Below are 13,556 nucleotides of genomic sequence, written 5' to 3'. Positions count from 1 at the left end.
CATGCGTATTGCGATTGTTGCCGGTGAGACGTCGGGCGATATGCTCGGCGCAGGCCTGATTAAATCTCTCAAAGACCGTTACCCCGATGCCCGGTTTGAAGGTATTGGTGGTCCTTTAATGCAGGCGCATGGTTTCCACAGTTTTGTGCCGATGGAACGCCTGTCGGTGATGGGATTGGTGGAAGTGCTGGGGCGCCTGTTCGAGTTGCTGAAAGTCCGCCGTGACCTGATTAAACACTGGAAGAAAAATCCACCGGATGTCTTTATTGGCATCGACGCGCCGGATTTTAACCTGACTCTGGAACAGAAGCTGCGTGAAGCCGGGATTAAAACCGCGCATTACGTCAGTCCTTCGGTCTGGGCCTGGCGGGAAAAACGCGTCTTTAAAATCGCCAAAGCGGTTGACCTGATGCTGACGCTGTTTCCGTTTGAAGCCAAATTTTACGAACAGCATCAGGTGCCGGTTAAATTTGTCGGACATCATCTGGCCGATAAAATCCCGTTCGAAACACCGGTTGCTCCGGCACGTGAAAGTCTCGGTCTGGATAATAAACACCCGGTAGTGTGTCTGATGCCAGGCAGCCGTAGCGGTGAAGTTGAGCGTCTGGGGACTTTGTTTCTGCAAACGGCCGAGCGCATGTTACTGAAGCGCAACGATCTGCAGTTCATTATTCCGGCCGCTTCGGTTGAGCGCCGCAACCAGATCGAAGCCATGCTCGCTGCTTATCCGGCCAGTCTGCCGGTAAAAGTCGTGCTGGGACAATCTCATACCTGTATGACCGCTGCTGATACCATTCTGCTGGCTTCAGGTACCGCAACGCTTGAAGCCATGTTGCTGAAAAAACCGATGGTGGTGAGTTATATCGTAGCGCCCCTGACGTATAAAATTCTGAAAAAACTGGTGACCCAGCCTTATCTTTCGCTGCCTAACTTACTGGCCGGACGCGAACTGGTGCCGGAATTTATTCAGCACGAGGCAACGCCTGAAAATCTGTCTGAAGCTATGCTGGTGCGTCTGGAAGATACCGACGCCATGAGTCAGCTGCATGAAACCTTCCTGTTTATCCACCGCCAGCTGAAGCGTAATGCTGATGAAGAAGCGGCGGATGCCATCAGCGCTTTGCTGCAGCGATAATGACTGACGCTTTCACGGCGGAAACGACCGCCGTTTTTCAGACCGAAATCGAAGCATCCCTGTCAGAGCAGGGCATTCCTTATTGTGGCGTCGACGAAGCCGGCGCAGGCCCGCTGTGCGGTGACGTGGTTGCCGCAGCGGTGATTCTCGATCCGGCCAATCCGGTTGAAGGGCTGAATGACTCGAAAAAGCTCACGGAAAAAAAGCGTGAAAAATTATTCGATGAAATTCGCGAAAAGGCGCTGGATTACTGTATTGCCCGTGCCACGGTTGAAGAAATCGACCGGCTGAATATTCTCAACGCCCGTATGCTGGCGATGAGCCGTGCCATCGATGGTCTTAAACTGCCTTGTCAGCATGCGCTGGTGGATGGCAATAAAGCACCGCAAACACCACTCGAAGTCACCACCATTATTAAAGGTGACAGCCTGGTCGCTGCGATCTCTGCAGCTTCTGTGCTGGCTAAGGTTCAGCGTGACCGGGAAATGCTGGAACTGGATAAACAGTATCCGGGTTATGGTTTTGCCAAACATAAAGGCTATGGCACCGCCGCACATATGGAAGCATTGCAGGCGCTTGGCCCCTGTGAAATTCACCGGCGCAGCTACGCGCCGGTAAAAGCCCTGCTGCAGGACTGAGCAGCGGCTTTTAAAATCCCTGTTAACAGGGCTTAACGGCGGAATTTAATCGCCTGTTCGTAGGTACGGCGGCGCAGCAGATCACGCATTGCCTCGTCGTTTTCCAGCTGCGCTAATTCCTGCCATTCAAGCCGTTCACCAATGCCCATCTGAATTGTTGAGTTCTGTTTTTTCAGAAATTCGGCCGGAATCCGCAGTGTCCGCAGGGCAGGGTGTACTTTGCCGAGCATATGAAAGCTGCGGCTGTTGTGGCCATGAAAGTAAATCGGGATGACCGGTACCTGAGCTTTGCGGATCATGCGCATACTGGATATCGACCAGGGACGGTCATAAATACCCGATTGTCCTTTATACCAGGTGGATACTTCGCCGGCCGGAAATAAGGCCAGCCCTTCACCACGTTCCAGCTGCGCCAGTGATTTGCGCATACCGCCCATACCTTTCGGGCCGGACTTCTCAAACGGATTGACGGTAATAAACAGATCGGAAATGGGTGCAAAATAGCTCAGCAAAAAATTAGCAACCGCGCGGAATTCCGGGCGCTTACGGCCAACCACCAACAGCAGGATCACGCCGTCGAGAAAGCCAAAGGGGTGGTTCGAGACGGTAACGAAAGGCCCTTCCGCAGGAATGGCAGCATCCAGAGCTTCTGGGTCGTAATCCAGATGGATTTTCAGGTGGTGCAGGGCTTCATCAATCATATCGATGCCCTGTTTCTGTTCCAGCTGATGGTAGATACGATTCAGTGTCGGGCCTTTCAGCAGGCGCAGCAGAAATTCCAGTTTACGCGGCGTCAGGCCGGTAGCCTGCACTAAACCCTGACGATCAAACAACTCCATAACGCGACTACCCTTTCTTATTGGATTCGGTGGCATAATGGCGCCCCGTTCACAGACCGCGGCACGTTGAATAATCATATGACCGAAATGCTACAGAAATTTGATGTTATCGTCATTGGCGCGGGTGCCGCCGGATTGATGTGTGCGGCGCAGGCCGCTGCCCGCGGCCGTTCGGTACTGGTGGTTGATCATGCCAATAAAGCGGGTAAGAAGATTCTGATGTCAGGTGGTGGCCGCTGCAACTTCACCAATTACTTTGTCGCCCCGGATAAATACCTCAGCCATAACCCGCACTTCTGTAAATCGGCGCTGAAGCGTTACACCCAGTGGGATTTTATTGCGCTGGTGGAAAGCCATGGCGTTGCCTACCACGAAAAGAAAGATGGCCAGCTGTTCTGTGATAACAAAGCTTCGGACATCCTCAATATGCTGCTCAGCGAGTGTGAGCAGCAGAGCGTACAAATCTGGCTGGATACCGCAGTCCGCGATATTGCCCAGACCGCTCAGTCAGGCTGTCGTTATCAGATGAAGGCCGGTGGTCGCCTGCTGGGTTGTGAGTCGCTGGTGGTGGCCACCGGCGGGCCTTCCATTCCCACGTTAGGAGCAACGGGCTTCGGCTATGAACTGGCACAGCAGTTTGGTCTTAAGGTGTATCCGCCGCGGGCGGGTCTGGTGCCTTTTACCCTGACCGATCATAACAAGCAGCTGAGTGAATCACTGTCCGGAACGGCACTCAGCATAGAAGTGGAATGCGCTGGTCAGATTTTCCGCGACGATATGCTGTTTACCCATCGCGGGCTGAGCGGGCCGGCCATGCTGCAGATCTCGTCGTACTGGCAGCCGGGCCTGAGCCTGAGTATTAATCTGCTGCCTGAACAGGATGTGGCTGCGCTGCTGCGCCAGTTACAGCACGAGCGGCCGAAGCTGACGCTGAAAAACTGGCTGGCGGAGCTGACCACACAGAAGTTTGCCGAACACTGGCTGGCATCCTCGGTCTGGCAACAAAGCACGCTGGCTCAGCTGTCCGGTGCCGATATGGATGCTATTGCCGAGGGGCTGCATCAGTGGCAGGTGAAACCGGCCGGAACCGAAGGTTACCGCACCGCTGAGGTAGCGCTGGGCGGGGTCGATACGGCTGAGTTGTCATCCAAAACCATGGAAGCACAGCGTTTTCCGGGGTTGTTCTTTATTGGCGAGGTGGTGGATGTCACCGGTCATCTGGGCGGTTTTAATTTCCAGTGGGCCTGGTCCAGCGCAGTCGCAGCCGCTGAGTTTGTCTGAGTTGCTGCCCGCTTTTCTGTGTACCTTTCTGTCGGGCAACCGGGGAGGATAGTCGGGCTTTCAGCCGTTATTGCCACCCCTGTAAAGCCCTTTGGTCTTATGTATTCTTTGTATTCATCAGAGAAATGTCAGGTATACATAGTATTGATTTCAATTATGGGGATGAAATCACTACTATTCGTCTGCATTTAACGTATTGCCCGCAGTCATTGTGACTGTCAGGACGAACGTCACCCACCAACTTGAAGGACTGATTCATGTCATACCAAGCTGAAACCAAAGCTGCTCAGGCGCTGATCGAAAAGAACGGTGCTCAGTGGTCTGCTATCAAGCCAGAATCTGTAGCCCGTATGCGTCTGCAGAACAAATTCAAAACCGGTCTGGATATCGCTAAGTACACTGCCGCTATCATGCGTCGTGACATGGCTGAGTTCGACAAAGACAAAACCAAATACACTCAGTCTCTGGGTTGCTGGCACGGTTTTGTAGGTCAGCAGAAACTGATCTCTATCAAGAAGCACTTCGGTACTACTGAACGTAAATACCTGTACCTGTCTGGCTGGATGGTTGCTGCTCTGCGTTCTGACTTCGGTCCACTGCCTGACCAGTCTATGCACGAGAAAACTGTTGTTGCTGACCTGATCGAAGAACTGTACAAGTTCCTGCGTCAGGCTGATGCTCGTGAACTGGGTGGCCTGTTCCGTGAACTGGACGCTGCACGCGCTGCTGGCGACGAAGCCAAAGCCAAAGAAGTTGAAGCTAAGATCGATAACTACGAAACTCACATCGTACCTATCATCGCTGACATCGACGCTGGTTTCGGTAACGAAGAAGCCACTTACCTGCTGGCTAAGAAAATGATCGAAGCTGGTGCTTGTGCACTGCAGATCGAAAACCAGGTTGCTGATGAGAAGCAGTGTGGTCACCAGGACGGTAAAGTTACTGTTCCACACGCTGACTTCCACTCTAAAATCCGTGCTCTGCGTTACGCGTTCCTGGAAATGGGCGTTGACGACGGTATCATCGTTGCACGTACCGACTCCGAAGGTGCTGGCCTGACCAAGCAGATCGCTGTTGTGAACGAGCCAGGCGACGAAGGCGACATCTACAACTCCTTCCTGGACGTTGAAGAAGTAACTCCTGAAGAAACCAAAGCTGGTGACGTACTGATCAGCCGTGATGGCAAACTGGTTCGTCCTAAGCGTCTGGCTTCTGGTCTGTTCCAGTTCCGTGAAGGTACTGGCCATGAGCGTTGCGTATTCGACTGTATCCACGCTATCAACGCTGGTGCTGACCTGCTGTGGATCGAAACTGCGATCCCAACTGTTCACGAAATCCGTGACATGATGAACGACGTTCGTAAAGTTCACCCAGATGCGAAACTGGTTTACAACAACTCTCCATCTTTCAACTGGACTCTGAGCTTCCGTCAGCAGACCTATGATGCATGGGTTGCTGAAGGCAAAGACGTTTCTGCTTACGACCGTACCAAGCTGATGTCTGCTGACTACGATGCGTCTGAGCTGGCTGCAGAAGCTGACAAGCGTATCCAGAACTTCCAGGCTGAATCTTCACGTGAAGCGAACATCTTCCATCACCTGATCACTCTGCCTACTTACCACACCACTGCTCTGTCTGTGGACAACCTGGCTAAAGAATACTTCGGCGAAGCCGGTATGCTGGGTTACGTTGCTGGCGTTCAGCGTAAGGAAATCCGTCAGGGTATCGCTTGCGTTAAGCACCAGAACATGTCCGGTTCTGACATCGGTGATGATCACAAAGAGTACTTCTCTGGTGATTACGCACTGAAAGCAGGCGGTGCTAAGAACACTTCTAACCAGTTCAACAACATCTAAGATTGCTTAGAAAATGTTGACACGTTAGTGTTCAGAAAAAGCGACCTTCGGGTCGCTTTTTTTATGGCTGCGATTTATTCCCCGCTTTGGCCGGCGAGAGGGCAGCTGAAGGCGTAGCATTCTGCGATAACAGGTTGCGACAATGGGTTACCAAAGCTCACAGAAGAATCATCGTGTCGCTGCTGATAACTCGCTAAGATCAATATCAATGTCGCATATTTACTAATGCCTGAGGGTCATCAATGATCCCGTACGCAGTATTGCCACACTTTTGTGTCTGTGCTGACAGGTTACTTAACAGGAAACAGCATGTCAGTTACCCCGGAACCCCTCCACCAGCGTGTGATTTTTAAAGGGTTATTGCTGATGGTCAGCGGCGCCGGCGTTTTTTACTTCCTGATTAATATTCAGCGCGGTCTGATCGGACTGGCCTGGACTGAGCTGGCGATGAGTGTCGCTTCGTTGTGGTTATGGCGTAATGTTGATGCTCTGAAAGCCCTGCGGCTGTGGTCTTTTCTGTATCTGATCCCGTTTTTTTCCATCATTCTGTTTGCATTATCGGATTCGCGTATCAGCTATGGCATGTTTGTCTGGGTACTGCTGATTCCGATTGTCTCTTATCTGTTGCTTGGATTGTGGCGGGGCTTTGCCATGACCTGCGTATTTATGACGCTGGCGGCGGCGGTGTATATCTGGCGTTTTCACAATAATCCGGAAGTGATTAATACCGTGGTGCTGGCTAACGTGATGGTTTGCGCTGCGGCCCTGTGGGCGTTCTCACATATTTATGAATTAAGCCGTGAGCGCTCGCAGCGAATCCTGATGAAGCTGGCATCCAGAGATGCTCTGACCGGCTTGTATAACCGTCTGCGTCTGACCGAAATCTTTAACCGTGAGCGGCAGCAGGCTGAAGCTCAGCGACAACCTCTCAGTCTGCTGCTGATCGACCTCGATTATTTCAAGAAAATTAATGACCACTACGGTCATGATACCGGCGATCAGGCATTGGTCGCGGTTGCCGCTCATATTCGGCAGCATCTGCGCCGCCGGGATTCGGCTTTCCGCCTCGGTGGTGAAGAGTTCTGCATCCTGTTGCCAGGGAGTGGGCGCGAAGAAGCCCATGCACTGGCTGAATCACTGCGCCTCAGCCTGGCAGAGCAGCATCAGCTAGTTGCTGCGCTGCGTACGAGGCTGACACTGAGTGCCGGAGTGGCGACGCTGGGGGCCGATGGTGATGATTTCGTTCATCTTTACAGCATGGCCGATCAGCGTCTGTATCTGGCCAAACATTCCGGCCGTAACCGGGTGATCAGCGAGGGTCAGGCTGTGCCGGAGCACTCGGTTCAGGAAGAGAAGAGTCCCTCATCAGCGCTGCAGACAACCCTGTAATACTGCCGCTGCTATTACTGTTCCTGGTCAGGGATTATCCGGGCTGAATCATAATATTGATTCCTTATGGTTAATAATCTATTCCGGATCTGGCCGTACAATCTGCGGATTCTGGTGTTCTGTCTCTCATCGCTAAGTGTGCCAATTACTCACGGGTTAGGGAGCACTTACTCGGCTGCAGAGTGCCGGATATGCCAGAGCAGGCCTGCTTTTGTGGCCGATTTTCCCTGTTGGACTTTAGTCGGATGAGTCGTTAAAACACGCGCTGATAATTAAACACACGCAGATGTGTCCACATTGAATCAGGTGCAACATGACGACTATTACCGACCCTGCGCTCTCACCGCGCTCCTCCGGGCCAGCTCCGCTTACAGAAGCAACAGGTGCGGGACTGCGCCGCTGGCTGGCATCCAGCCTGACCCAGCACGATCACTTTTCTGCTTATTTCGAACCGCTGATTCAGTTTTTTCTGCCTCACTGGAGTACCGCTGGCTGGCGTGCCCGCGTACTGAAAGTACGTACTGAGCTGGAGGATGTGTATTCTCTGGTGCTGCGCCCGTCTAAACGCTGGGCGGGCTTTCAGGCCGGGCAATACGTTGAAATCAGTGCCGAACAGGATGGCCGGCGGGTCAGCCGTATTTTCAGTATTTCTTCGTCGCCGGATTATTTCGCCCGTACCGGGCTGATTGAGCTGACCATCCGTGTGCAGGATCAGGGGCGTATCACCCCCTGGTTACGTCAGCACTTTGCTGATGGTGGGCTGGTAAACCTGTCTGCAGCACAGGGTGATTTTGTTGTCAGCCAGAGTACTGCTCCTTTGTTGCTGATTGCCGGTGGCAGCGGTATCACGCCTTTCCGTTCGTTGTTGCAGCAACTGCAGCGTGAGGGCTCTGTGCGCCCGGTACAGTTGCTGTATTTTGCCCGCCATGCACAGCATTTTCTGTTCCGTGAGGAGTTCGACCGTCTGTTGCTGGATATGCCGCAGTTCAGTCTGACACTGCTGAATAATGAAGATCATGGTTTTATCAGTGCAGAGCATATCCGCGAATATTGCCCGGATTTTTCCGCCCGCGACATTATGATCTGTGGCCCGACGCCGATGATTCAGGCTGCCCGTACGGTTCTGGGTGAACTGAACGTTGATCCGGCGCAGATCCGCTTTGAGTACTTTGGCGCAGCACCCATTGATATGCAGCGCGCCAACGCCAGCGACACGCTGGTCGCCTTTAAGCGCTCGGCCATTAATGCCGACGTCGCCGCGCAACCGGCACAAACACTTCTTGATGTTGCAGAACAGGCCGGGCTTAAACCGGTCAGTGGCTGTCGTATCGGCGTCTGTCATCAGTGCATCTGTAAAAAAGAAAGCGGGGTGGTGTTTAACACCAAAACCGGTACCTATTCCGATACCGGCAGCGAAGATATTCAGCTGTGTATCTCGGTTGCCGCCAGCGACCTGATTCTGGATCTGTGAGGCCAATAATGACAACAAGTATTCCATCTGCAGAAACCCTGTTCAGTTTTGAGCAGGAAATTAATGCCATCCGCGATGAAACCCTGAGCCAAGTCGGTCAGGCCGATGCCGATTATATCCGCCGTGTCATCCGCTTTCAGCGGACGCTGGATTTACTCTCGCGGCTGGTGATCGTACTGGGTTTTGTACACCCGTTATTCTGGGTTGCCGGGGTTCTTATGCTGGCGCTGGCTAAAATTCTCGACAATATGGAAATTGGCCATAACGTGATGCACGGCCAGTATGACTGGATGAATGATCCGCATATTAATTCGCGTCATTTTGAGTGGGATATTGTTGGTGATGGTGACTCCTGGAAGCGTTATCACAATCATGAACACCACACCTACACCAATATTATCGGTAAAGACCGTGACTACGGTTACGGCCTGCTGCGTCTGAGTGACGATATTCCATGGCGTAAGAAAAACCTCTGGCAGTTTTTTACTTACCTGAATCTGAGCCTGTTATTTCAATGGGGCGTGGCATATCACGAGCTGGCCGCTGAGCGTATTTTCTTTGGTAAACGCCGTAAAGAGAGCCATCTGCCGATCAGCCGCAGTGAATTAAAATCGGCTTTTTTCAGCAAAATCGGCAAGCAGGTATTTAAAGATTATATTTTCTGGCCGCTGTTGTGCTTCCCGGTTTTCTGGTCAGTATTGCTGGGTAATCTGTGTGCCAACCTGATCCGTAATCTGTGGACCTCGACCATTATTTTCTGCGGTCATTTTACTGAAGATGCGCAAACCTTCAGTGAAGAGGAATGTAAAAACGAAACCCGTGGTCAGTGGTATTACCGCCAGATTCTGGGCTCCTCCAATCTTGAAGGCGCGCGCTGGTTTCATATTCTGACCGGCCATTTAAGCTGTCAGATTGAGCATCATCTGTTTCCGGATATTCCGGCCCGCCATTATCCGCAAATGGCCAAAAAAGTGGAGAAGGTGTGTCAGGCGCACGGCATTCCTTATAATACCGGCTCCTTTGTGCATCAGTATCTTACGGTGGTTAAACGTGTGTTGCGCTATTCCTTCCCGGATAAAGTCCGGCAGGAACCGCAGGCAACACACTGACAGGCGGTGTTCGCAGTGCAAAAGGGGAAGCAACGGCTTCCCTTTTTTATTGCTGCCGGTCGGGGTGATGTGGATGAGCTGGTCGTAATTGGTGCGTAATATGGCGCGTCAGGCTGTTTTTTAGTGCGCTTTTGGCGGAGTTTTCATCTTTACAGGCCAACCTTTCCTGCTGAGTCTGGCATAATGTGGCAATTTTATTCATATTTCTGTTATTCCTGACCAGTTGGCCAAGTTATTGCTAAATTGGCAATGGATCTGTTTTTAACAGCCTGCATGCAGGTATACCTTTGGAGCAAAACTATGATGAAGAAACACAAGAACTGGCAACGCTGGGTAACCTCAGCAGCTCTGGCACTGGGTCTGAGCACTGGGGCAATGGCCGAAGACCCGATGAAAGTGGGCTTCGTATACGTTGGTCCGGTGGGAGATTATGGCTGGTCTTATGAGCACGATCGCGCCCGTCAGCAGGTTGAAGAACATTTTGGCGATAAAGTAAAAACCACCTTCGTTGAGAAAGTACCTGAAGGTGCTGATGCTGAGCGTGTTATCCGTCAGATGGCGCAGAGCGGCAATGATATTATCTTCACCACCTCATTCGGTTTTATGAACCCGACTGAGAAAGTGGCCAAGCGTTTCCCTAAGGTTACTTTTGAACACGCTACCGGTTACAAACGCAGCAAAAACATGTCGACCTATGCGCTGCGTACCTATGAAGGCCGTTACCTGTCCGGTACTGCTGCCGGTATGATGACCAAAACCAATACCATCGGTTACATCGCATCGTTCCCTATCCCTGAAGTAATCCGTGATATTAACTCCGTATATATGGCGGCTAAAGCCGTAAATCCGGATGTTAAAATCAAGATCATGTGGGTAAGCACCTGGTACGACCCGGTTAAAGAAAGCGAAGCGGCTAATGCTCTGATCGACCAGGGCGTTGACGTACTGATTCAGCACACTGACTCTCCGGCGCCATTAATGGCTGCGGAAAAGCGTGGTGTTAAAGCGGTAGGTCAGGCATCTGACATGAGCAAGTTTGCTCCGACTGCGCATATGTTCTCTATCCGTGACGACTGGGCACCACACTACATCGATGTGATCGAGAAAGTGAAAGCGGGTACCTGGGCACCACAGGATTTCTGGGGTGGTTTCGCTGAAGATATGCTGTCTGTTGCTTCTATGAACGACAACCTGCCAGCGGATGTTAAGAAAGCCGTGAACGATATGCAGGCTAAAATCAAATCCGGTGAATTCCATCCGTTCACAGGTCCGATCACAGACAACCAGGGTAAAGAAGTGGTGCCTGCCGGTCACACTCTGACCGATACCGAACTTGCCGGTGTTAACTGGTTTGTTGAAGGCATTGACGCTACTATCCCGAAATAATACTGACCCTGGGCCTGTTTAATTAGTGTTAACAGGCCCTGCTGTCATTGTTCCGGCAGAGCGGCTTTAGCCGCTCTGTCTGCATGGAAGCCAGACCATAAGAGCCCAAGACGCCATTCTCTTGGTAAGAAGGGAAACGCCTTTATCGGCTGTGCGCAACACAGCAGCATAAACGCGGTTCCAAAATACCCTCTTGGTAAGAGTGAATACCGGACTTCTTTTTATGCCCGACAAATTGTCTGTGCGTAAAAAGACACCTGCCGGGTACGGATGTTGGTAAGACTCTTGTTGGCCGCCGGGTGCTTATTTTTAAATAAAGAAGGCACGAACTATGACGATGAATAATGTTCCCCTCATTGATATTTCCCCGCTGTTCAGCGATCAGCGTGAACACTGGCTGCCGGTCGTGGATAAAATTGACCAGGCTTGCCGTGAAATCGGTTTTTTCTATATTCAGGGGCACGGTATTTCCTCAGCCCAGCTGGAGAGCATGTTTGCTCTGGCGAAAACATTTTTTGCCCAGCCGGAAGAGCTGAAACAACAGATGCTGATTGCCAACAGCAGCAATCATCGTGGCTGGGGCAGCGCCGGCGCCGAGCAGCTCGACCCGAGCAAGCCCAGCGACTGGAAAGAAACCTTCGATATGGCGCTCGATATTCACCCTGAGCACCCGGTTGTTAAAGCCTTCCCGAAATTGTATGGCCCGAACCAGTACGGCGTATTACCCGGTTTCCAGCAGCAGATGAATCAGCATTACGGGCTGTTAATGAGTGTTGCCCGCCGTCTGTTAAAAGCCATGGCGATTGCACTGCAGTTACCCGATGACTTCTTTAACCAGTATTTCGATGATCAGCATACTTCGGTGCTGCGCATGATTCACTATCCACCCCGTCCGGCCGATCAGGTGGTTGATGACGAGACCAAGGCCGCCGGAGCCCACACCGATTACGGTTGCCTGACCCTGCTGCTGCAGGACGATGTCGGCGGTCTGGAAGTCTGCAATGCACAGGGTGAATGGGTGGCGGCACCGCCAGTAAAAGATGCGCTGGTGGTGAATATCGGTGATCTTATGCAGCGCTGGACCAATGACTTTTATCTGTCTACCCAGCACCGGGTGCGTAATCTGGCAGCGGGCGTACACCGTTATTCCATGCCGTTTTTTGTCGAGCCACGTTATGACACACCGGTAACCTGTATTCCGAGCTGCATCACTGCCGAGCGAAATGCACGCTATCCTTTAATCACCAGTGGCGAGTGGATTCTGTCGCGCTTTGCCGCCACCTATGCCTATCGCACTCAGGACGAAGGCTGACCGGGAGACCACCATGAGCGGATTTGAACACTTTCTGACAACCAGTCGTGCAGCAGAGGTTGCTGACGACGCTTTTTTACGGGCCTTGCCTAAAACCGAACTGCACCTGCACCTGGAAGGTTCACTGGAGCCCGAGCTGATGTTTGCTCTGGCGGCACGCAATGGCATCCAGTTGCCTTATCAGGATGTGGATCAGATCCGCCAGGCCTATAACTTTACCAACCTGCAGTCCTTTCTCGATATCTATTACCAGTGCGCCGACGTGCTGCGTACCGAGCAGGATTTTTACGACTTAACCTGGGCGTATCTGCAGCGCTGCCATGACGAAGGCGTTGTGCATATTGAGCCTTTCTTTGATCCGCAGACCCACACAGAGCGCGGGATCAGCATGGAAACCGTGCTTGATGGTATCAGCCGCGCCCTGGCCGATGGTCAGCAGCAGCTCGGTATCAGCAGCGGTCTGATTCTGTGCTTCCTGCGCCATTTGAGTGAAGAAGCGGCCTTTGTCACCCTGGAGCAGGCAATTCCGTATCTGCATTTATTCATCGGTGTTGGCCTCGACTCTTCCGAACTGGGTAACCCGCCGGAAAAGTTTGCCAAAGTCTTTGCTGCCGCTGCTGAACTTGGTTTGCACCGGGTGGCCCACGCCGGTGAAGAAGGCCCGATTGCTTATATCGAAGGGGCGCTCGATATTTTAAAGGTTGAGCGTATCGACCATGGTGTGCGCTGTACTGACAGTGAAGCAATGATGGATCGTCTGGCAGCCGAAGGTATACCGTTAACCGTATGTCCGCTGTCGAATACCCGTTTAAAGGTCTACCAGCACATGAGCGAACATCCGATTCTGCAATTACTGCAGCGCGGTTTGTGCGTTACCGTTAATGCCGATGATCCGGCGTTTTTTGGTGGCTATCTGCTGGCCAATTATCAGGCGCTGGCGGATCATCTCGGGATGACCTGCGGGCAGGCTGCGCAGCTGGCCGCCAACAGTATTCAGGCCAGCTTTATCAGTACGGAACAAAAAGCGTTATTACTGGAAAAACTGGAACAGGCGATTGCGGCCTGAGGTTGTCAGAAGGCGGTTGCCCACCAAGGTAGCGCCAAAAGATTGATAGCGGTCTTAACGCAACAGGGCAGCAC

The 13,556-nt window shown here is 52.2% G+C and carries 11 protein-coding genes; 10 read left to right on the top strand and 1 reads right to left on the bottom strand.

The annotated features are described in order from the left end of the window. The first annotated feature begins 1 nt into the window (after position 1). Both lpxB and rnhB read left to right on the top strand, forming a co-directional pair. Positions 2-1,135 carry a lipid-A-disaccharide synthase gene (gene lpxB, locus HUF19_RS12385; RefSeq protein ID WP_260996912.1) on the top strand — a complete coding sequence of 378 codons (1,134 nt, stop codon included), beginning with the start codon at positions 2-4 and terminating at the stop codon, positions 1,133-1,135. Further along, complete coding sequence (gene rnhB / locus HUF19_RS12380; protein WP_260996911.1) at positions 1,135-1,773, top strand: ribonuclease HII; 639 nt, start codon at positions 1,135-1,137, stop codon at positions 1,771-1,773. Before lpxB ends, rnhB begins: the two co-directional genes overlap by 1 nt. Before the next feature lie 32 nt (positions 1,774-1,805). Here rnhB and HUF19_RS12375 read toward each other — a convergent pair whose 3' ends face one another. Then, positions 1,806-2,612, bottom strand: a complete 807-nt coding sequence (locus HUF19_RS12375; RefSeq protein ID WP_260996910.1) for a lysophospholipid acyltransferase family protein — start codon at positions 2,610-2,612, stop codon at positions 1,806-1,808. A 78-nt stretch (positions 2,613-2,690) separates the two neighbouring features. Here HUF19_RS12375 and HUF19_RS12370 point away from each other — a divergent pair, with 78 nt between their 5' ends. From HUF19_RS12370 to HUF19_RS12335, 8 genes are all read left to right on the top strand, one after another. Next, positions 2,691-3,893, top strand: a complete 1,203-nt coding sequence (locus tag HUF19_RS12370) for a BaiN/RdsA family NAD(P)/FAD-dependent oxidoreductase (protein ID WP_366516509.1) — start codon at positions 2,691-2,693, stop codon at positions 3,891-3,893. A gap of 257 nt (positions 3,894-4,150) precedes the next feature. Continuing rightward, a complete protein-coding gene (locus HUF19_RS12365) occupies positions 4,151-5,749 on the top strand; it encodes an isocitrate lyase (RefSeq protein ID WP_260996909.1) in 1,599 nt (532 codons plus the stop codon). 309 nt (positions 5,750-6,058) lie between these two features. Beyond that, on the top strand, positions 6,059-7,138 hold the full coding sequence (locus tag HUF19_RS12360; protein WP_260996908.1) for a GGDEF domain-containing protein: 1,080 nt from the start codon (positions 6,059-6,061) through the stop codon (positions 7,136-7,138). A gap of 313 nt (positions 7,139-7,451) precedes the next feature. After that, positions 7,452-8,609, top strand: coding sequence for a ferredoxin reductase (locus HUF19_RS12355; protein ID WP_260996907.1), 1,158 nt, complete (start codon positions 7,452-7,454; stop codon positions 8,607-8,609). A gap of 8 nt (positions 8,610-8,617) precedes the next feature. Then, positions 8,618-9,718: a fatty acid desaturase family protein gene (locus HUF19_RS12350; protein ID WP_260996906.1), complete on the top strand. Its 1,101-nt coding sequence runs from the start codon at positions 8,618-8,620 to the stop codon at positions 9,716-9,718. Between the two features lie 303 nt (positions 9,719-10,021). After that, positions 10,022-11,104: a BMP family ABC transporter substrate-binding protein gene (locus HUF19_RS12345; RefSeq protein ID WP_260999502.1), complete on the top strand. Its 1,083-nt coding sequence runs from the start codon at positions 10,022-10,024 to the stop codon at positions 11,102-11,104. A gap of 331 nt (positions 11,105-11,435) precedes the next feature. Beyond that, positions 11,436-12,416 (top strand): isopenicillin N synthase family dioxygenase, encoded by a 981-nt coding sequence (locus HUF19_RS12340; protein WP_260996905.1) that lies wholly within the window; start codon positions 11,436-11,438, stop codon positions 12,414-12,416. 13 nt (positions 12,417-12,429) lie between these two features. After that, positions 12,430-13,482, top strand: a complete 1,053-nt coding sequence (locus HUF19_RS12335; RefSeq protein ID WP_260996904.1) for an adenosine deaminase — start codon at positions 12,430-12,432, stop codon at positions 13,480-13,482. Positions 13,483-13,556 lie beyond the last annotated feature (74 nt).

Source organism: Thalassolituus hydrocarboniclasticus (genome assembly GCF_025345565.1).
GTDB lineage: Bacteria > Pseudomonadota > Gammaproteobacteria > Pseudomonadales > Oceanobacteraceae > Venatoribacter > Venatoribacter hydrocarboniclasticus.
The sequence above is the reverse complement of the archived record's forward strand: the minus strand, read 5'-3'. Positions and strand labels throughout refer to the sequence as shown.